General features: G+C 53.6%; 18 protein-coding genes. 14 read left to right on the top strand and 4 right to left on the bottom strand.

Annotated elements, in window-relative coordinates; genetic code table 11:
• The first annotated feature begins 1 nt into the window (after position 1).
• From CZ787_RS16315 to CZ787_RS16285, 7 genes are all read left to right on the top strand, one after another.
• On the top strand, positions 2 to 1,003 hold the full coding sequence (locus CZ787_RS16315; protein WP_087111128.1) for a TRAP transporter substrate-binding protein: 1,002 nt from the start codon (positions 2 to 4) through the stop codon (positions 1,001 to 1,003).
• An 83-nt stretch (positions 1,004 to 1,086) separates the two neighbouring features.
• Positions 1,087 to 1,662 carry a TRAP transporter small permease gene (locus CZ787_RS16310; RefSeq protein ID WP_217883892.1) on the top strand — a complete coding sequence of 192 codons (576 nt, stop codon included), beginning with the start codon at positions 1,087 to 1,089 and terminating at the stop codon, positions 1,660 to 1,662.
• Position 1,663: 1 nt separating this feature from the next.
• The gene (locus CZ787_RS16305) at positions 1,664 to 2,944 is read left to right on the top strand and encodes a TRAP transporter large permease subunit (RefSeq protein ID WP_087111125.1); all 1,281 of its coding nucleotides are present in this window, start codon (positions 1,664 to 1,666) and stop codon (positions 2,942 to 2,944) included.
• Between the two features lie 104 nt (positions 2,945 to 3,048).
• Positions 3,049 to 4,026: a DctP family TRAP transporter solute-binding subunit gene (locus CZ787_RS16300; RefSeq protein ID WP_087111123.1), complete on the top strand. Its 978-nt coding sequence runs from the start codon at positions 3,049 to 3,051 to the stop codon at positions 4,024 to 4,026.
• Between the two features lie 78 nt (positions 4,027 to 4,104).
• Positions 4,105 to 5,037 carry a YncE family protein gene (locus CZ787_RS16295; protein WP_087111121.1) on the top strand — a complete coding sequence of 311 codons (933 nt, stop codon included), beginning with the start codon at positions 4,105 to 4,107 and terminating at the stop codon, positions 5,035 to 5,037.
• Positions 5,038 to 5,082: 45 nt separating this feature from the next.
• A complete protein-coding gene (locus CZ787_RS16290; protein WP_087111119.1) occupies positions 5,083 to 6,003 on the top strand; it encodes an amidohydrolase family protein in 921 nt (306 codons plus the stop codon).
• Between the two features lie 36 nt (positions 6,004 to 6,039).
• Positions 6,040 to 7,617 (top strand): aldehyde dehydrogenase (NADP(+)), encoded by a 1,578-nt coding sequence (locus tag CZ787_RS16285; RefSeq protein ID WP_087111117.1) that lies wholly within the window; start codon positions 6,040 to 6,042, stop codon positions 7,615 to 7,617.
• A gap of 57 nt (positions 7,618 to 7,674) precedes the next feature.
• On the opposite strand, the gene CZ787_RS16280 is transcribed toward CZ787_RS16285, so the two are convergent.
• The 4 genes from CZ787_RS16280 to CZ787_RS16265 all read right to left on the bottom strand — a co-directional run bounded on the left by CZ787_RS16280 (position 7,675) and on the right by CZ787_RS16265 (position 11,753).
• Positions 7,675 to 8,970 carry a TRAP transporter large permease gene (locus CZ787_RS16280; RefSeq protein ID WP_087111115.1) on the bottom strand — a complete coding sequence of 432 codons (1,296 nt, stop codon included), beginning with the start codon at positions 8,968 to 8,970 and terminating at the stop codon, positions 7,675 to 7,677.
• Complete coding sequence (locus CZ787_RS16275) at positions 8,967 to 9,506, bottom strand: TRAP transporter small permease (RefSeq protein WP_087111113.1); 540 nt, start codon at positions 9,504 to 9,506, stop codon at positions 8,967 to 8,969. The genes CZ787_RS16280 and CZ787_RS16275 overlap by 4 nt, the downstream gene beginning before the upstream one ends.
• Positions 9,507 to 9,563: 57 nt before the next feature.
• Positions 9,564 to 10,550, bottom strand: a complete 987-nt coding sequence (locus CZ787_RS16270; protein ID WP_087111111.1) for a TRAP transporter substrate-binding protein — start codon at positions 10,548 to 10,550, stop codon at positions 9,564 to 9,566.
• Between the two features lie 300 nt (positions 10,551 to 10,850).
• Positions 10,851 to 11,753 (bottom strand): LysR family transcriptional regulator, encoded by a 903-nt coding sequence (locus tag CZ787_RS16265; RefSeq protein ID WP_087111109.1) that lies wholly within the window; start codon positions 11,751 to 11,753, stop codon positions 10,851 to 10,853.
• Between the two features lie 150 nt (positions 11,754 to 11,903).
• Here CZ787_RS16265 and CZ787_RS16260 point away from each other — a divergent pair, with 150 nt between their 5' ends.
• The 7 genes from CZ787_RS16260 (at position 11,904) to recQ (ending at position 20,357) form a co-directional block, all read left to right on the top strand.
• Positions 11,904 to 13,109, top strand: coding sequence for a CaiB/BaiF CoA transferase family protein (locus CZ787_RS16260; RefSeq protein WP_087111107.1), 1,206 nt, complete (start codon positions 11,904 to 11,906; stop codon positions 13,107 to 13,109).
• 10 nt (positions 13,110 to 13,119) lie between these two features.
• A complete protein-coding gene (locus tag CZ787_RS16255) occupies positions 13,120 to 14,064 on the top strand; it encodes a hydroxymethylglutaryl-CoA lyase (protein WP_087111104.1) in 945 nt (314 codons plus the stop codon).
• Positions 14,065 to 14,229: 165 nt separating this feature from the next.
• Entirely contained in the window at positions 14,230 to 15,357 is a 1,128-nt protein-coding gene (locus tag CZ787_RS16250) for an ABC transporter ATP-binding protein (protein WP_087111102.1), read from the top strand.
• Between the two features lie 17 nt (positions 15,358 to 15,374).
• Entirely contained in the window at positions 15,375 to 16,655 is a 1,281-nt protein-coding gene (locus CZ787_RS16245) for an ABC transporter substrate-binding protein (protein ID WP_087111100.1), read from the top strand.
• Between the two features lie 60 nt (positions 16,656 to 16,715).
• Positions 16,716 to 17,600, top strand: a complete 885-nt coding sequence (locus CZ787_RS16240) for a carbohydrate ABC transporter permease (protein WP_087111098.1) — start codon at positions 16,716 to 16,718, stop codon at positions 17,598 to 17,600.
• Positions 17,597 to 18,457: a carbohydrate ABC transporter permease gene (locus tag CZ787_RS16235; RefSeq protein ID WP_087111096.1), complete on the top strand. Its 861-nt coding sequence runs from the start codon at positions 17,597 to 17,599 to the stop codon at positions 18,455 to 18,457. The genes CZ787_RS16240 and CZ787_RS16235 overlap by 4 nt, the downstream gene beginning before the upstream one ends.
• A gap of 79 nt (positions 18,458 to 18,536) precedes the next feature.
• Positions 18,537 to 20,357, top strand: coding sequence for a DNA helicase RecQ (gene recQ, locus CZ787_RS16230; RefSeq protein WP_087111094.1), 1,821 nt, complete (start codon positions 18,537 to 18,539; stop codon positions 20,355 to 20,357).
• Positions 20,358 to 20,362 lie beyond the last annotated feature (5 nt).

The following is a 20,362-nucleotide window of genomic DNA, read 5'->3' as shown; positions in this document are numbered from 1 at the left end:
TATGACACGCCATAATCATATTTTCTCCATTGCCGTTTTGGTTGCAGGTCTTAGCTGTATTTCACCACAAATCTTTGCGGCAGATATTAGTGCCCGTCTCGGGACCAGCCTTCCGGATTCACATCCTCAAACCTTAGGAGCTCATCATTTTGCCGAGCTAGTCGAGCAGAAAACCAATGGCGATGTTGATGTACAAGTATTCAGTAACGGGATTCTTGGTAGTGATGTCAATATGACATCAATGGTTCAGGCTGGAACGCTGGATCTCACTGTTCCTTCAACAGCCACCCTGTCAAGCCTAAACCCAGACTTTAGTATTATCAGTTTACCATTCCAATTCGATGACGAAGCGCATGCAGATGCGGTATTGGATAGCCCTGTCGGGGCAGCTCTTCTTGCCAGCCTTAACGATAAAGGATTAGTAGGGCTTGGCTTTTGGGAGAACGGCTTTAGGCATATTACTAACTCAAAGCGCCCTATCGAGAACCTGGAAGATTTAAGCGGCCTAAAAATTCGCACAATGCAAAATGCTTTATATATAGACCTTTTTAATGGACTCGACGCTAATGCTGTCCCAATGCCGGTTAACGAACTATTTACCGCACTTGAAACTAATACCGTTGATGGTCAGGAAAACCCTTACACTGTCATAGATACCAAACGCTTTTATGAAGTTCAAGATTACTTATCTCAGACATCGCATGCGTATGATGCACTGGTTTTACTTACATCAGATCGGTTTATGAATAAACTAAGTGATACCCAGAGGGAAGCTATTAAAGAAGCTGCACGAGAAGCAACTCTTTACCAGCGCAGCATTAGTAGAGAATTAAATCAAGAATTATTGTCAGAATTGAGTAAAAAAATGCAAATTAATGAAGTACCTCTCGTCGAACGTCAACACATGCATCAGCAACTTAATAGCATGCTTGAACAACATCGTGAAGTACTAAGCCCAGAGTTCGTAGCTGATTTCGATAACGCAATTAGCAACAGTCGTTAGCATTATCGGATTTTCGAGAATGATTCTGATCATTACGATAGTAAAGAGGCATGTTTTTACATGTCTCTTGGGGGCAATCGCTCATGTATAAACACGATAGAACCACTGTTCCTTCCTCAGAGGGACCAGTACATAAAAAAGCACTTGGTATTGCTATACAAGTTGCATTTTTGGCTAAAGGAGTGGAGCGTTTGCTCAACTTTCTAATGGTCTTGGCACTGATCAGCATGATCACCCTTGTATTTACCAACGTGGTATTGCGCTATGGTTTTAATAGTGGCATTTCAGTCAGTGTTGAGTTGTCTCGATTTCTCTTTGTCTGGATAACTTTTCTGGGTGCCGTTACGGCTTTACTGCGTCACGAACATTTACGCGTTACAACGCTGTCAGAACGTTTTCCTGTGCTTGTGCAGGCTGTACTTAATCGACTGGTAACACTTGTCATGCTGGGATGCTGTTTGATGTTATTAAACGGAAGTTATTATCAGACACTGCTAAATTGGGACAACATTTCTCCAATTAGCGGCATTCCAGTGGGTGTTTTTTACTTGGCAGGCTTAATAGCTGGGCTACTAATGTCAATTATACTTTTTTATCGACTTATCATGCCATCAACCTTTCAGGGCACCCACAAGCTAGATAAAGAAAAGGATATTTAGCATGACAATTACGCTTTTTCTTGGCTCTTTACTTGCATCTATAGGCTTGAGCATCCCGATTGCTTTCGCATTGCTAGTAAGTGCTGTCGTATTAATGTTACACCTTGATCTTTTTAACTCTCAAATATTGGCTCAAAATTTGGTCAATGGAGCAGATAGTTACACGTTATTAGCAATCCCCTTCTTTCTGGTTGCCGGAGAGGTAATGTCACGAGGCGGCCTGTCAAAGCGCATAGTTGCGTTAGCGATGACATTAGTGGGCCATCGTAAAGGCGGCCTAGGCTTTGTAGCCATTTTTGCAGCTATTATCATGGCTAGCTTATCTGGTTCTGCGGTAGCAGATACTGCCGCATTGGCCAGTATGCTTCTACCGATGATGCGTCAAGCAGGTTATCCGCTTGGTCGTTCCTCCGGATTAATGGCAGCAGGTGGTATTATTGCTCCCATTATCCCTCCGTCTATTCCTCTTATTATTATTGGTGTGGCAGGCGGCATTTCCATTAGTAAACTTTTTTTGGCAGGTATCGTACCTGGACTCATTATGGGAGCCACATTAGTGCTAATGTGGCTATTTATGACTCGTAAAGAGGATTTGGTTGTTGCAAAAAAGGCAACCCGTGCAGAACGGTGGGAAGCTTTAAAAAAGAGCTTTTGGGCTATACTACTACCAGTCATTATTATCGGTGGTATTAAAACAGGGATTTTTACCCCAACGGAAGCTGGCGTAGTAGCTGCTGTATATGCAATCTTTGTTGCTACTGTTATTTATAGAGAATTAAATATAGCTGAACTTTACAGCGTTTTAACGCAAGCCGCACGTAGCACTGCTATTGTAATGTTTCTGGTAGCAGCTGCCATGGTAGCTTCATGGCTCATTAGTATTGCTCAATTACCGATGATGGTTGCTGATCTACTTTCCCCGTTAGTTGATAATCCGCGATTATTAATGCTAGCAATTATGGGGATAGTGCTAATCGTTGGTATGGTCATGGATCTGACGCCCACTATTCTGGTGCTCACGCCTATACTAATGCCAATCGTTAAGCTTGCAGGCATTGACCCAGTCTACTTTGGCATTATGTTTGTTCTTAACTGTGCTATTGGTTTAATCACTCCGCCGGTCGGCAATGTTCTTAATGTAATCACTAGTATTGGCAATCTAAAATTCGAAAAAGCAGTTTCAGGTGTTATGCCATTTGCCTTGGCATATATGGTTATTCTTTTGCTGTTCGTCGCCTTCCCACAAATCATTACCGTACCCCTTTATTGGCTAGCTGGATAATTCTTTAATCAATGTAAAACATGTCTGCTTTGCAGGCTTAAATCATGTTCACATACATAAAACCAATGTGAATGAGAATTAAAATCAATAACAAGCGAGACACTATGAAACCTCTAATTAAAGTATCGGCATCTGCTCTAATAATCGCTGGATCATTAACTCAGGTACAGGCGAGCACAGTCTTAAAGCTGGCACATGCGGCACCTGATAGCGACACCCAACAAGCCGCTGCGGAACGCTTTGCTGAGCTGGTTGATGAACGCACCAACGGCGACATTACCATTAATATTTTCGGTAATGGCTTGCTAGGAGGTGATCAGCAAATGATTGCGGCTGTACGCAACGGACTGATCGACATTGAACTATCGGGAAATCCAAATTTTACTGGCCTTGAACCGGCCCTTGGTGCTTTCGATTTGCCTTATATATTCGCTAATCGAGAAGAGGCTTATCAAGTGCTTGACGGTGATATTGGCCAGCGAGCACTGAATCTTTTGACAGATAAAAACCTGAAAGGACTAGCGTTTTGGGAAGTTGGCTTTCGTGCGATGACAAACTCCAAACGTCCCATTAAAACTCCCGAGGATGTTCGGGGGCTTGTCATGCGAACCAACTCTAATGAATCACTTATTGAGGCATTTTCATTACTTGGTGCGAATCCCGTTCCAATGCCAATAGGTGAACTTTATACAGCACTTGAGACCGGTACTGTTGACGCACAAGACCACCCAGTCGGGATTGTTTGGTCGGCTGGTTTTCATGAGGTTCAAGACTATCTTTCATTAACTAACCAGGCCTATACATCACTCATAATGGTAATGAATCAAGAAAAATTCGACAGCCTATCACCTGAACATCAGGAAATCCTGCTAACTTCCGCACGTGATGCAGGGAATTACCAGCGCGAATTAAACATTGAGAGCGAGCAAGAAATTCTCAATGAAATGCGTGCTAACGGCGTGCAAATTGAAGAGGAGGTCGACACTTCCGCCTTTCAAACCATTGTTCTCCCTACTTGGGATAGTTATATAAATAATAACGGTAGCGAGTGGACGGATGCTATTCAAGAGGTACTTCAGTAATCTTTAAATTTATAATTTAATTAATACCATAGGCATCCGACTTAACTGGATGCCTATTTAACATTTGGAGATGTATAGATGGCTAGTGAACACTTGCTTCTTAATCAAAAATGCGCCCACACTTTAAGCCTTTATGACGTTCAAAGCGGAAAAGAACTCAAAAGTATTCGGCTTCCTGACTATCCTCATGAGTTTGTTGTCGATTCTCAAGGCAAGCATGCCTATGTTGGTCATTATGGTATTTTAGGAGCTGACTGCATTGGTGACCAAGGAGGATGTTCTGTATTTGTAATTGACCTTAATACCTTTGAGCTCGTCAACACCCTCAGTACGTGGCCTTATTATCGTATTCATGGGCTAGGTATAGACGATCAAGATCGGCTTTACGCTATGAGTGAGGGGCACAATACTTTATTAATGTTCAATAATCCTCTCACTGCTACAGCTCCAAATCTTGCCGTATCTTCAGGTGGTTATAAGACCCACTTGTTTGCTCTTACCCGTAAAGGCGATTGGGCTTATGGAGTTAATCTTCTCAGCAACACTATCACCAAATTTAAGCCCCATGACGCTACATTCATGCCTATCGCAATGATTCCAGGGCGTAGGCCAGAAGGCAATGCTTTATCCGTTGATGAAGGCAAGCTTTTCATTAGCAACCGTGATGATGACACTATCGTTGCCATTAATACTGAGTCGATGACTATAGAAAACAGCGCAACGACAGGCCGCGATCCCAATCGCATCTACTCTGATCCATTTAACCGTTTAATTACTACAAATTATGGAGAGAGTTCACTGTCAGTTTTTGACCAGGAACTCAATTCTCTTGGGCTTATTGAGTTAGACAGCATCCCTATTGCCATGAGCTTTCATCCCGATGGACAGCATGCTTTTGTTTCCATGAAAGGCGACCGGGTTGATATTTTGAACTTGGAATCTGGGCATGTAGTAAATAGCTTCAATTGCCGCTCTGAACCTGATGTATCTCAACTTCTCGTGCGTAATTAAGGACTGGCCATTGTATACACAGACTTCTAGAGAGGAGATGCCGCAATGGATGCCAAACAGCTACTCATAGATGCTCATCATCATCTCTGGGCTCTTGATGGCAGTGTTAGTTATCCTTGGCTTGAAGAGAAACCAGTAAGAGGCTTCTTTCTAGGCGACTATACATCAATAAAGCGACCCTTCCTGGTTGAGGATTTGAAGCACCATATTCCTAAGGGCTATCACTTGGCAGGCAGCGTACATTGCGAAGCCGAAGCACATCGCTCTCAACCTCTAAAAGAAACGGAATGGATTAACTCAGTCTATACAGACCATAAGCTCCCCACAGCTCATGTTGGCTGGGCTGAATTCGGAACCCCAAAATGTTCTGAGCAACTTGATGCCCAGATGAATTCGCCACTTTTCCGGGGCGTAAGAGCCAAGCCTGTCACAGCCGTAACATCAGCACAAATCAATCAAGTTAAAGGCAATGCCGGGAGCCTACAAGATCGCCAGTGGTGTGACGGATTAATCATGCTAGAAGAGCGCAATCTTTCCTGGGATCTGCGTGTTCCCGCTTGGCACTTGAGTGACGCGGCAAAAACGCTGGAAGCGCGCCCTAAACTACGAGTTATCCTCAATCACACAGGGCTGCCTTGGGATCGAACTTCTCTTGGGATCGGCACTTGGCGTACGGGGATGCGCGCGCTAGCGGATAATCCCAATGTTGCAGTCAAGCTATCAGAGCTAGGTAGCCCTTGGCATGAATGGGACTATAAAGCCAACCTTGAGCTTCTCTGCGAAACCATCGATCTATTCGGGCCAAATCGCTGCCTCTTTGCTAGTAACTTTCCTGTTTCTAGCCTCGCAATAAGCTATGCAGACTGGCTAGGACTGGTCGAAGCTGCCATTTCCTTTTCCGCCCCCGATTATCGTCAAAACATACTTCACGATAACGCTTTGCATTGGTATCGGTTAACTAACTGAATACAGATGTATGAATATATCCACACAGGAGGTTTTATGACACTGCAAGGTACACTGCTTATCGGTCAACAGGCCGTCACCGGTACTCAAGCCGATATTGTTGCCGTTAACCCGGCCACCGGCGAGACACTGGAGCCGCGCTACCCCGGTGGTAGCCGCGCCGAGGTTGAAAAAGCCTGCCAGCTTGCCGAAGCGGCATTTGATCAATACCGCGAAACGTCACTTGAAGCGCGCGCTCACTTCCTGGAAACCATTGCCGAAGAAATTGAGGCCATTGGTGCTGACCTGACCCAGCGCGGCGTGGCCGAAACGGGCCTGCCTGAAGCGCGCCTTGAAGGCGAGCGAGGCCGGACCTGCGGCCAGCTGCGGCTGTTCGCCTCGGTAGTACGTGCGGGCGAATGGCTGGATTTACGCCACGACCCGGCCCAGCCTGATCGCCAACCCATGCCTCGCGCCGACTTACGTCAGCGCCATATTCCGCTTGGCCCCGTGGCCGTGTGCGGCGCCAGCATCTTTCCGCTGGCCTTCAGCGTAGCAGGGGGCGATACCGCCTCGGCGCTGGCAGCAGGCTGCCCGGTGGTGGTCAAGGGCCACTCTGCCCACCCCGGCACTTCTGAGCTGGTAGGCCGCGCTATTCAACGCGCTGCGGCCAAGTGCAACATGCCGGAAGGGGTGTTTTCGCTGCTGTTCGGCTCAGGTCGCGATATTGGCCAAGCGCTGGTCTCAGACCCGCGTATTAAAGCGGTTGGTTTTACCGGCTCACGCAGCGGCGGCATGGCCTTGATGGCGACTGCCCAGGCGCGTCCCGAGCCGATTCCCGTTTATGCCGAGATGAGCAGCATCAACCCGGTATTTCTGTTCCCCGAGGCACTGCAAGCGCGCGGCAACAAGATTGCCGAAGGTTTTGTCGCTTCGCTGAACATGGGTGCGGGTCAGTTCTGCACCAACCCTGGTCTGGTCATTGGCCTTAAAGGCGCTGACCTGGATGCGTTTATCACTACCGCAGAGGAAGCCGTTAAAGCCAGCGGCGCCCAAACGATGCTGACGCCCGGCATCCATGAGGCGTATCAAAGCGGTGTCTCCGCCCTTTCGGGCCAATCCAGCGTCAAGGAAGTAGCGCGCGGCAAAGCCGGCGACGGACCGCATAGCTGCCAGACAGGGCTATTTGTAGCCAGCGCTCAGAATTTCCTTAACAATGACGCGCTTCAGGGCGAAATCTTCGGCGCTGCCTCGCTGGTCATTGAGTGCGCTGACGCGCAGGAGATGCAGCGTGTTGCCGACCAGCTCGAAGGTCAGCTGACCATTACCCTGCAAATGGACGATGGCGACCTGGAGGCCGCAAAATCACTTCTACCCACGCTTGAGCAGCGCGCCGGTCGACTCCTGGCCAATGGCTGGCCGACCGGGGTCGAAGTGGGTCACGCGATGGTGCATGGCGGACCGTTCCCGGCAACGTCCGACAGCCGCACCACGTCTGTCGGCAGCGCTGCGATTTATCGCTTCCTGCGCCCGGTTTGCTATCAGGACTTGCCTGCTGGTTTACTGCCAGAAGTATTGCGCGACGATAATCCTTTTAAGGTTTCGCGACTGGTGGATGGTAAGCGCGAGGGCTAACAGCCTGCCTGTTCATACCATTGCCTCGCTGGTTAAACCAGCGAGGCAATTCTTATATCAATAGCCCATCACCCTAGGCAGCCAAGTGGCCAATCCTGGTACAGCAATCAACAACAGAATGGTCGCTATAATAGGCAGCAAAAACGGCAGTACCGCCTTGACCACCTGGCCGTAACGCAGTCGTGTAATGCCTACCATCATGAACAGCACCGTACCGAACGGCGGCGTAATCACCCCAACCGATAGGGTAATTACCATCACGATACCGAAATGCACCGGGTCCAAACCGGCACTCAACGCCGCCGGTACCACAATGGGTGTAAAGATCAGGATGCTTTCTATCACCGACATAAAGCAGCCGATCAGCAAGAAGAACAGCGCAAAGCAAATCAACAGCGCAATAGTGGGCATATCGACACTGGCCACTTGACCGGCCAGCGCCTGGGGAATACCCATACGCACCAGAATCCAGCCATAAAAGCTTGATACCGCAATGATCAGCAGGATGACCGCGCTGAACATCAGCGTGCGCCGAAACGCGTCGTACAGGCTCTTCAAACTCAAGTCACGATAGATCACCCCACCCAGTATCACCGCATACAGCGAGGCAATCGCGCCGGCTTCTGTCGGTGTGAAAAAGCCGCCCCAAATACCGCCAACGATGATCGCAGGCATCATCAAGGGTAAAATGGCCCGCTTGCCGGTTCGTACGACTTCGCCTGCATCAAAAGGCACGGGAGCGGGCATCACGACTTTTCCCGTAGCGCCGAGTAAAACGGTCATGCCCATCAGCAGCAGCGCCATTAAAATACCCGGCACAAGCCCCGCCATAAAGAGCCCACCGATGCTTACATTGGCGAGCCAGCCGTAAACCACCAGCGCGATACTAGGCGGTAAAATCGGGCCGACTACACTCGAAGCTGCGGTAATTCCAGTCGTATAGTCCAAGGCATAGCCGCGCTCTTTCATCGCCTTGATTTCGATACTGCCAAGCCCCGCGGCATCGGCCACCGCCGTGCCGGACATGGTGGCAAAGATAGAACTCGCCACTACGTTGGCGTGACCCAGCCCGCCTTTGGTAAAGCCCACCAAAGCCGTCGCAAAATCAAATATCCGGGTGGTGGTCGACCCCAAGTTCATGATGTTGGCCGCCAGGATAAACAGCGGAATCGCCATCAAGGTGAAATTATTAAGCGTTTGCACCATGCGCAGAGAAAGCAGCTCAACCGGCAAACCGCCGGCCCCGGTTACCGCCAGCGCAATAAACGAGGTAACCCCAATCGACACCACCACGGGCAGGCCAATCATCATTAACAGCAGCAACCCGCCGACGAATATCGCAAGTTCCATCATGGCGTTATCTCCTCGTGGGCAGGTTTATTCAACCACGTGACGGGGCCACGTAAGGTTTGCCAAGTGGCGATCAGCGCCATGGCCACAAAACTGAATAACAAGCCGTAATAGAGATAGGAGAAGCTGATACTCAACGAGACCGTTTTATTGTTAGCGCTCATATCGGACATGATCCAGGCGCCCCAGCTCGCCAGCACGAAAAAACCGACGGAGATAATGGCCGTCAGCCGATACTGCACCTGATGACCCAGCGCACTCAGCCGGTGACTAAACAGGTCCACGACCAGATGGTCGCTGCGCACCCAAGCGGAGATCGAGCCAAAACCAATGGCGTAAATAGCCAGCAGCGAGACGACTTCCTCGCTCCAGGGCATGCCCCAGTTGAGCAAATCGCGGGCAACCACGGCGGCCACGATCAAGCCTAAAATGCCGACTAATAGCGCTACACCCACGGCATCGCATAGGCGGGTGACATAGCGCAGGGTATAAAAAGCCAAACGATCGGCTCCGTTTGCGGGTGGCAGTGCTCCATCCACAAGATAACTCCTTACCTAAGACGGTGGCGGCATCATCATGCCGCCACCTGGTGATGATCAGTCGCTTGCTTGGCTCGCGCTGATAGCGTCGTCGCGTACACCGTCGGCCATTTCTGACAGCACACGATCAATGGCGGGCATGGCCGCTTCACGGAAGGCTTCAGTATCCGGCTGGACAACCGTCATACCCTCTTCCTGAAGGGCATCCAGATAAAAATCATCCAGTTCGAGCTCCTGCTCGGTGCCGTAGGCACGAGCGACATCAACCGCCTCAGAAATCAGCGCCTGATCCTCTTCCTCCAAGCCGTCCCACCAACGCGCGCTGGCAACCCAGCTCCAGGGGAACTGCACGTGGCTGGTGGTAATGAGATAGTCCTGCACTTCCCACAAGCGCCGCGTGTAGGGCGAAGAGAGGGAGTTTTCGTGGCCATCAACCTGGCGGGTCTGCATGGCGAGATAGATTTCCGGCGCGGGCACGTTCACTACCTGCGCGCCCAGTTCCTCCCAGACCTCTAGCCAGATCGGTAATGACGGCAGGCGTAGCCGGAAGCCTTGCAAATCTTCTGGCGTATGGATTTCTTTATTGGCGGTCATATGACGCGGGCCACGGTGCTGAACACCCAGAAACTTGAGACCGCCCTGCTGTTCTGCCTGTTCGATCAGCGTCTGGCCCGATGGGCTATCGATATAGCTGTCTACCTCATCCCAGGTCGTGAACAGGAAGGGCACGGTAATGGCGTCGTACTCCGGCGCATATTGCTGGCGCCAGTTGCCACCGGTGAGTGAAAGCTGGGTCTGGCCCAGGTTGAGCAGCTCCAGTACGGAATCTTCACCGCCCAAGGAGCCCGCGAGGAAAGGCCGTACGTTGAAGCGCCCCGGCGCCTGCTCTTCCAGATACTCCGCAAAGCGTTCAACCGCTGCACTTTCAGAGCCGCCTTCACTCATGGTGTTGTTAACTTGAATTTCAATCGGGTTGGCCAGCGCGAAGGGAGCAACCGCTAAAATGCCTAACGCGGTGAGCGTGGCAAACAGTGATTTTTGCATGAGATGTACTCTCTCAATTTGTCGTTATAGGCAGAATGGTGCGATGTTGTTCTATCGATCTTGAAACAAGCCGCCGGTACGCTCAAATCGACGTTCAAGAAGGCTGACTTCGCAAAATACGATGGCTGGAGACCCCATGGCAGCGGGCGTTTGAGGGCTCTCGTAAAACAGCATACGACTAAAGATGGAGAGGCGTTGGCAGTCGTTAGCCATGTTTATTCAGGGGCCAGCCTATAAGGGAGGGCTCAGAATGCTAATGAGCTTTCTCCAAACGCGAACCCGAAGGGGGATGCGTGGCATTTAAGAAGACGTCGTTTCAGCCTTAATCAGATGATCCACTAAATGACGGGCAGTGGCCGGCAGGGTGGCGTAACGGCGCATACCGATCACCAGTTCGCGCTGCGCCCAAGGGTCGCTAAGCGGAATGCTTTTCAACTCCAGATCCCCCAATTCACGATAGATGGTCTTTTCAGGCAGTATGCCCACGCCCATCCCATGATGAATCATGCGGCAAATGGCATCGAAGCTACGCACCTGAATGCGCATCCGTAACGCCTTGCCAGCAATATTGGCTTGTTCATGCAGTAGTGCTTGCAGCGAGGCATCCTGCTGGAGGCCGATAAAATCGAAGTCGAGCGCCTCATTGAAGGCAATACTTTCACGCGCCGCCAGCGGGTGATTGCCAGGCGTTACCAATACCAGCCGGTCATTCCGGTACGAAAGTTGTTGAAGGTCAGGTGCCGCGACATGCCCCGCGAAGATGCCGATATCGGTCAATCCATCGCGCACGGCGGCCACAATTTCACTACTCACCCGCTCCTGCAGGTCGATTTTAATATCGGGGTAGTGGTGAGAGAAAGTGCTGAGATCCTGGGGAAGAAACGCAATAATGGCCGAGGTGTTGGAGTGGATGCGCACATGGCCGCGCACCCCTTCGCCATATTCACTTAGCTCCGCTTCCAGGCGCTCGATATTATCCATAATGCGCCGGGCGTGGTGCAGAAACGCCTGGCCTGCGGGGGTTAGCTCAACGCCTCTAGGGCGGCGATACAGCAGCGTGGTCCCTACCAGCGCCTCAAGGTCGCTAATCCGCTTACTCACCGCAGCGAGCGCTAAATGCTCGCGTTCGGCCGCTGCCGTCAGGCGTCCTTCATCTGCCACAGAAATAAACAGTTTAAGGGTGACAAAGTCGAAGCGGCGCATGGTGATATCTCTTAACTAACAGTCTGCCCATGCTAGCGCATACCTTCGCCAGCCACGAACCCTTTGTTACCCATTGCCTAATTGTCGACCCTAAACGGCTGCCCCATGCTGGCGATCACCGCGAATAACGACAAGTAGAGGAGAGCCTTAATGAACGCTCCTGAAGCGCGCAAGCTTCCCTTACAGGACCTAAAAGTACTTGAGCTAGGCCAGCTGATTGCAGGCCCCTTCGCCACCAAACTGCTGGGTGAGTTTGGCGCTGACGTGATCAAGATTGAGCCGCCCGGCACCGGCGACCCGCTTCGCAAATGGCGAATGATTGAAGACGGCACCTCGCTTTGGTGGCACGTGCAGACCCGCAATAAGCGCTCAGTGGCGCTGGACTTACGCAGCGAAGAGGGCCAGGCCCTGGTGCGCCAGCTTGCCGCCGAGGCAGACGTGGTCGTGGAGAACTTTCGCCCCGGCACGCTTGAAAGTTGGGGGCTAGGTTGGGAAGCGTTATCAGCCCTCAACCCACGGCTGATCATGGTGCATATTTCGGGTTACGGGCAGACCGGCCCCTACCGCGACAAGCCCGGTTTTGGCGTAATTGGCGAAGCAATGGGTGGGCTGCGCTACCTTACCGGCCAGCCGGACGAACCCTCCGTGCGGGTGGGCGTGAGCATCGGCGACTCGCTTTCCGCCCTTTACGCGGTGATCGGCACCTTGTTGGCTCTTCAAGAGCGCGACCGCAGCGGCCTGGGCCAGGAAATTGATGTAGCGCTGTATGAATCAGTGTTTGCCATGATGGAAAGCCTGCTGCCGGAGTTTGATGCAAGCGGCCAGATCCGCGAGCCCAGCGGCAGCGCCCTTCCCGGCATTACGCCTTCAAACGCCTACCGCTGCCTGAACGGCGACTACGTGCTCATCGCCGGCAATGGCGACAGCATTTTTAAGCGCTTGATGGGCGTGATTGGCCGCGAGGATTTAGGAAGCGACCCAGCGCTTGCCCATAACGATGGGCGCAGCCGGCAAGCCACCATGATTGACGCAGCCATTGAAGCCTGGACGCTAGAACGCCCGCGCGATGTCATTCTACAAGCCCTGGACGATGCCCGGGTGCCCGCCGGCTACCCCTATACCGCTGAAGATATCGCCTTTGATCCCCATTACCTAGCGCGGGAGATGATTCAAACCTTTACCCGCCCCAATGGCCAACCACTCAAAGTGCCCGGCGTACTGCCCAAGCTAAGCGCCACGCCTGGGCGTTTGGGCAATGGCGGCCCGAGCCTCGGTCAGCATACCGACGCCGTACTGGACGAGCTTGGTATCGATCAGGAAACCCGCACCAAACTGCGCCAAGCAGGCATCATTTAAGGAGTTTGTTATGAGCCAGTTATCACCCTGCCCTTTGAGAATCGAAATCAATGAAGTCGCCCCCCGTGACGGCCTGCAAATTGAAGCGCGTTTTGTACCCACACAGGACAAAATTCGCTGGATTGACGCACTCTCCACGACAGGCCTCAAGCGCATCGAAGCGACGTCGTTTACTTCCCCCAAGGCGATTCCCAACCTGCGCGATGCCGCCGACGTTGTTACCGGCATTCAGCGCCGTGGAGCCGTGGACATCACCGCGCTGGTGCCCAACATAAAAGGTGCCGAACGCGCGCTTGCCTGCAACGTCGATGAGATCAACCTGGTGATGTCAGCAAGCGACAGCCACGGCCTGGCCAACCTGCGCATGACGCCCGAGCAATCCCTTGAACAATTTGCGGCTATTTTGGACGTGACTCAGGGCAGCGGCGTGTTTATCAACGCCTCGCTCTCCACCACGTTTGGCTGCCCCTTTGAAGGCGAAGTGCCCGAAGCGCGGGTACTGGAACTGGTTGAAAGGCTGATTGCGCTGGGTATTCAAGGAGTAACGCTGTGCGACACCACCGGCATGGCCAACCCGACCCAAGTCAAACGCCTGTGTGAAGCGGTGCTTGAACGCTGGCCCGAAACGCCGTTTACCCTACATGTTCACAACACCCGCGGCATGGGCCTGGCCAATGCCCTGGCAGCCTGGCAGGCAGGGATTACCCGCTTCGACTCAGCACTTGGCGGCCTGGGCGGCTGCCCCTTTGCCCCCGGCGCCACCGGCAACGTATGCACCGAGGATCTAGTGCATATGTTTGAAGCCATGGGTGTGGACACCGGCGTTGACCTGGACGCCCTGCTTAACGTCGCCGCTACTCTCCCAGAGCTTATCAGCCATGAGGTACCGGGGCAGGTGGTGAAAGCGGGTAAATCGACCCGGCGTTATCCGATGCCAGTATCAGCTATTCAATAATGAACGGTACTATTCTCGGGCTACATTGAGATCTTTAGCTAAAAGAGCTATATAACTATTACCTGACACAACTTCGCCATACAAACGTCACACAACAGCAACATTTTCACCGCAAGCTGGCCAACAATAATCAACCGCTGGTGGTGAAGACATGAGCCTGTGTGTATGAGCCAATCGCGTATCCGCCTGGAGCGCGTTACTAAACGCTGGGGCGCGACGGCCGCTGTCGATGAAATTTCTTTTGAGGTAACGCCCGGCCAGTTTGTCATTCTGCTGGGCCCCTCAGGTTGTGGAAAATCGACCACGCTGCGCATGATTGCGGGCCTGGAAGAGGCAAGTAGCGGGCAGATCCATATCGGTGAGCGCGATGTTACACGCTTGCCGCCGGGCGACCGTGGCTTAAGCATGGTGTTTCAATCCTATGCGCTATTCCCGCATTTAAGCGTTGCCGACAATATCGTATTTGGCCTGCGCAGCCGCAAGGTGCCCAAAGCTGAACAGCGCGAGCGGCTGGCCAAGGTGGCTGAGCTTGTCGACCTTACTGATTACCTGAACCGTAAACCTGCCCAGCTCTCTGGCGGCCAACGCCAGCGGGTGGCGCTTGCCCGCTCGATTATTTCTGAACACCCGATCTGTTTGATGGATGAGCCGCTCTCCAACCTAGATGCGCGGCTGCGCAGCGATATGCGCCGGGAAATCAAGGCGCTACAAAGCCGCCTGAACATGACGGTGATTTACGTGACCCACGATCAGGTCGAGGCCATGAGCATGGGGGACCGCGTGATTCTGATGCAGCATGGCCGCATCGTTCAGGACGGGTCGCCTGACGAGCTTTATAACCAGCCTGCCAGCGCCTTTGCCGCTAGCTTTATAGGGAGTCCTGCCATGAACTTGCTGCCACTTGTTAAAGGCGACCAGGGTGCTGTTATCGACGGCGAACCGACCACCACGGTAGCGCCGCTGGAAGCCGTTGGCGGTCAGCTAGGTATTCGTCCGGAGGATATTGAGCTGCGCCCGGCGTCGAAGCCAGGCGTGCTGGCCACCGTACTTAGCGAGGAGTATTTAGGCGCCGACACGATTGTCCATGTGGCGGTGGGTGCACACAGCCTGCGCGTACGCATCAACGGCAAACCCGCACTGACTGACGGCACTTGTCGGCTCTATTGGGCACCAGAAAACGCCCACTTGTTTGCGAATAACGGGTTACGTCTGGATAGCGTTTTGCCAAGTGCGTTACCAGGCTCGCCTCGCGTCGTTTCTCGTCCACCGGCGGTGGGCTCTTTCCAACACTGATGTTCGTGGAGTCTTTTATGCGTTTGCGTATCCCCTTCGCTACCACCGCGCTTGTAGCTGGCATGTTAAGCGCCACCCAGGCCAACGCTAATACCGTTGACCTGACCATGTACTACCCGGTTTCAGTGGGCGGCGCGCTGACTAATGTCATTGATGACTTAGTGGCCGAGTTTGAGAGTGAGCATCCCGATATCTCGGTGGAAGCCATCTACGCCGGCAACTACGACGATACCCGCGTGCGTACCATGTCGGCAATTGAGTCAGGCGATACACCGCAGCTATCGGTCATGTTCTCGATTGATCTTTACGAACTGGTTGAGCAGGACGCCATCGTGGCGTTCGATGATCTGGTCGAAACCGATGAAGAGCGCGAATGGCTCGACAGTTTCTACCCAGGATTGATGGAAAACGGCCAACTGGATGGCAACACCTACGGCATTCCTTTCCAGCGCTCCACCATTGTGCTGTTTTGGAACAAGGACGCTTTTGAAGCGGCCGGTTTAGACCCTGAAACCCCGCCAGAAAACTGGCAGGAAATGGCCGAGATGGCGGCAACGATTCGCGAAGCCTCCAACGGTGAGCAGTGGGGGGTGATGGTGCCTTCTACCGGGTACCCTTACTGGATGTTCCAGGCGTTCGCATTTCAGAACGGCCACCGCCTGATGAGCGAAGATGGCACCGAGGTCTATTTTAATGATCCCGCCGCCGTTGAAGCGCTTGAGTACTGGGTGTCGCTAACAACCGAACATGACGCCATGCCGGATGGCACCATCGAATGGGGCACGCTGCGCCAGAACTTCCTTGAACAATCTACCGCCATGATGTGGCACACCACCGGCAACCTGACCGCTGTGCTCAATGAAGCCGATTTTGATTTTGGCGTCGCCATGCTGCCCATGAACACCCAGCGCGGCAGCCCCACTGGCGGCGGCAACTTCTACGTCTTTAAAGATGCCTCTGAAGAAGAGCAGCGCGCTGCGATGACGTTTATCCGCTGGATGACCGCACCCGAGCGCGCCGCCGACTGGTCGATTGAGACAGGCTACATGGGCGTTAGCCCCGCCGCGTATGAAACCGATGCGCTGCGCGAGTACGTGGAGAGTTTCCCGCCCGCTGCCGTTGCCCGCGACCAGTTGGAATATGGTACTGCCGAGCTTTCCACCTACCAGGGCGGCCGCATTCGTCGCACGCTGGATAACGCCGTTCAGGCAGCGTTAACCGGCCAGATGGAACCGGAAGCCGCGCTTAACCAGGCCCAGCAGGAAGCGGACGCCATACTGCGGCGTTACGCACGTTAAGCCCTTTCTTACCCATTCGCCGGGGTTCGCCCCGGCGTTTCCTATAAGTGGCCGCTCCCCATGGCATTAACCGCCCACCACAAAATGCAGATGTATGGCGCGCTGCTGTTACTACCCGCCGCCGTGCTGTTAGCCACTTTTGCGTACCTACCCACGATTACGACCGTGATTCAAAGCCTGTTTCTGCCCGGCTTTCGCGGTGCCCCGCCGGAATTTGTCGGGCTTGAGAATTATCGTTTTTTGTTCGATGACGCCAAGTTCTGGAAGGTGGCGCGCAATAACTTGATCTACGCGTTGGGCACAATCCCCGCCTCCATCGCCCTGGCGCTCGGCATGGCACTATTCGTTAACGGCAAACTGCCGGGGCGTGGCCTTGTGCGTATGGCCTACTTCACACCGACTATTTTGCCCATGATTGCCGCGGCCAATATCTGGATGTTTTTCTATGCCCCGCAAATTGGCCTGTTTAACAAGCTGCTCGGGGCACTGGGGTTTTCCGGGGTGAATTGGCTGGGCGACCCAAGCGTCGCGCTCGGCTCGGTGATGGTGATGTCGGTTTGGAAAGAGGCCGGCTTTTTTATGATTTTCTATCTTGCGGCGCTTCAAGGCATTCCACCTGAGCTAAAAGAAGCCTCCGACCTTGAGGGTACCAGCCGCTGGAGCTTCTTCTGGCGAGTGACGTTTCCGCTATTGATGCCGACCACCCTGTTTGTGCTGATCAACGCATTAATCAATGCGGTACGCGTGGTTGATCACCTGTTTATTCTGACCAAGGGCGGCCCCAATAACGCGACCAACCTGTTGCTGTATTACGTCTACGAAAATGCCTTCTCGTTTTTTGATCGCACTACGGCGGCCACCATTACGGTGGTGATTCTGCTGGTACTCGCGGTCGTCGCTACGCTGAAGTTCACGGTTCTGGACCGCAGGACGCACTACCAATGAGTTCAACCACAACATACTCAAGCGCCAAAAAATCTGCGCCTCGATCTCGCCGACTATCCATCCCATCGCTTGAAACTCTGGCGGCGTGGCTATTGGCAGTGATTTGGATTTTTCCGCTGCTGTACGCTTTTTGGGCTGCCTTCCACCCCAGCGAATTTATGGTGCGCTTTGATCTGTTCGCCCCGCTGACGCTGGATAACTTCGTTAACGCCTGGTCCCAGGCGCCCTTCGCCCGCTATTACTTCAACACCTTTGCTCTGGTTACCGGCGTGGTATTGGGCCAATTTGTGGTGTGTACGCTGGCCGCTTTTGCCTTTGCACGATTTCCCATTCCGGGTAAAAACCTGCTGTTTATGCTGGTGCTGATTCAGCTGTTTGTCTTTCCCGAAGTGCTGATCGTGGAGAACTACCGTATCGCCAGCGAGCTGGGGTTAATCAATACCATCACCGGTATTGGCCTGCCTTATGTGGCCAGCGCCTTTGGGATTTTCCTGCTGCGCCAAACGTTCAAGACCATTCCGCGCGAGCTTGAAGATGCCGCACGCATAGAAGGTTGCAGTTGGCTGGAAATTCTCTGGAAGGTCTACGTACCGTTGGCCAAGCCTACCTACCTGGCCTATGGACTGGTTTCCATCAGCCACCACTGGAACAACTTTTTATGGCCGCTGGTGGTCACCAACTCGGTGGAAAGCCGCACATTAACCGTTGGTTTGGGCGTATTTTCCGCTCCGGAAACCGGCGTTAACTGGGCAACGGTCAGCGCGGCCACGTTAATCAGTATCGCGCCGCTGTTAGTCGCGTTTCTGCTTTTTCAGCGCCAGTTTGTGCAGTCATTTTTGCGCGCGGGGATTCGCTAGGCTTTTTACGAAAATCCTAAGCAAACGCGTAAGAGGCTTTTCGTGCGACAATCCCCGCTCGGCAAAAAGGAGAGCGAGGATGCACGGCGAACCCAACCCGGCGGCCCTCAAGGTGCTGCAGGAAGTCTTTGGCTACGACAGTTTTCGCGGCCCGCAGCAGGCAATTATTGATCATGTGGTTGCCGGTGGCGATGCGCTGGTACTGATGCCCACTGGCGGCGGTAAATCGCTGTGCTACCAGATCCCCGCGTTGTTACGCGAAGGCACCGCCATCGTGGTTTCCCCGCTGATCGCGCTGATGCAGGATCAGGTGGCGGCACTCGTTCAGAACGGCGTACGCGCCGCCTATCTCAACTCCAGCCTCGACTATCATGAGGCGGTCGAGGTGGAGAATCGCCTGCGCTCAGGCGAGCTGGATCTTTTATACGTTGCGCCCGAGCGGCTCGCCATGCCGCGTATGCAGGCGCTTCTTGAGCAGGCCCGGATTGCCCTGTTCGCCATTGACGAGGCCCACTGTGTTTCCCAGTGGGGCCATGACTTTCGCCCCGAGTACCGCCAGCTCTCCCAACTGCATCAGCGCTTTCCCCAGGTGCCGCGCATTGCGCTGACTGCCACCGCCGATGTGCCCACTCGGGGCGATATCGTTGAGCATCTGCAGCTTCAAGATGCGGCGCTTTATAACAGCGGCTTTGATCGTCCCAACATCCGCTACCATATCGCTGAAAATCAGGGCAACGCCCGTGATCAGCTGCTGCGCTTTATCCGCGACAACCACGACGGCGAAGCCGGGATCATTTACTGCCTATCCCGACGCAAGGTGGACGACACCGCCGCCTGGCTTGAGCGCCAGGGGCTGACAGCACTGCCCTATCATGCGGGGCTTCCCCCCGAGCAGCGCCAGCATCACCAGACGCGTTTTCTACGCGAAGATGGCGTGGTGGTAGTGGCCACCATCGCCTTTGGCATGGGCATCGACAAGCCGGACGTGCGCTTTGTCGCGCATCTCAATCTGCCCAAGAGCATTGAAGCCTACTATCAGGAAACCGGCCGCGCCGGGCGCGATGGCCTGCCTGCCGATGCGTGGATGTCCTACGGCTTGCAGGATGTCATCACGCTGCGCCAAATGCAGCAGGACTCCAGCGCTCATGATCACCAAAAGCGCATTGAGCAGCAAAAGCTTGATGCCATGCTGGGGCTTTGCGAGATCATCAGCTGCCGCCGTCAGGCGCTTTTGCACTACTTCGGCGACCACCTGGATGCGCCTTGCGGTAACTGCGACAACTGCCTGACCCCGCCCGAGACTTGGGACGCCATGGTGGCGGCGCAAAAGGCGCTGTCGTGTGTCTATCGCACCGAGCAGCGCTTCGGCGTCACCTATCTGGTGGACGTGCTGCTGGGAAAAAACAACGAGCGCATCACCCGCTTTGGTCACGACAAGATCAGCACCTTTGGCATCGGCAAGGACCTCTCGGCCAACGAATGGAAGGCGCTGTTTCGCCAATTGATCGCCAGCGGCTTTCTAAGCGTGGATATGGAAGGTCATGGCGGGATTCACTTAACAGCAAACGCCAAGCCGGTGCTGCGCGGCGAGCAGCCGCTAACCCTGCGCAAGCCCAGCAAAGCCAAGGCCGCCCGACGCGGAAACAAGGGCGCCTCGGCAGCGCCGGGCCACGGCGCGCTGTGGGAATCCCTACGCCAGCACCGAAAGGCGCTTGCCGAAGCCCAGGGCGTGCCTGCTTACGTCATCTTCCACGATGCCACGCTTGCCGAAATGGTCGAGCAGAAGCCGCAGAATTTGCAGGCGCTTGGCGATATCTCCGGCATTGGCGCACGCAAACTTGAGGATTACGGCGAAGGTTTTCTGGCGGTGATTCAAACCCACGGCGATGCCACGCTTTAAGTACA

Origin of the sequence: Halomonas citrativorans (genome assembly GCF_900163645.1) — a bacterium.
GTDB lineage: Bacteria > Pseudomonadota > Gammaproteobacteria > Pseudomonadales > Halomonadaceae > Vreelandella > Vreelandella citrativorans.
The sequence above is the reverse complement of the archived record's forward strand: the minus strand, read 5'-3'. Positions and strand labels throughout refer to the sequence as shown.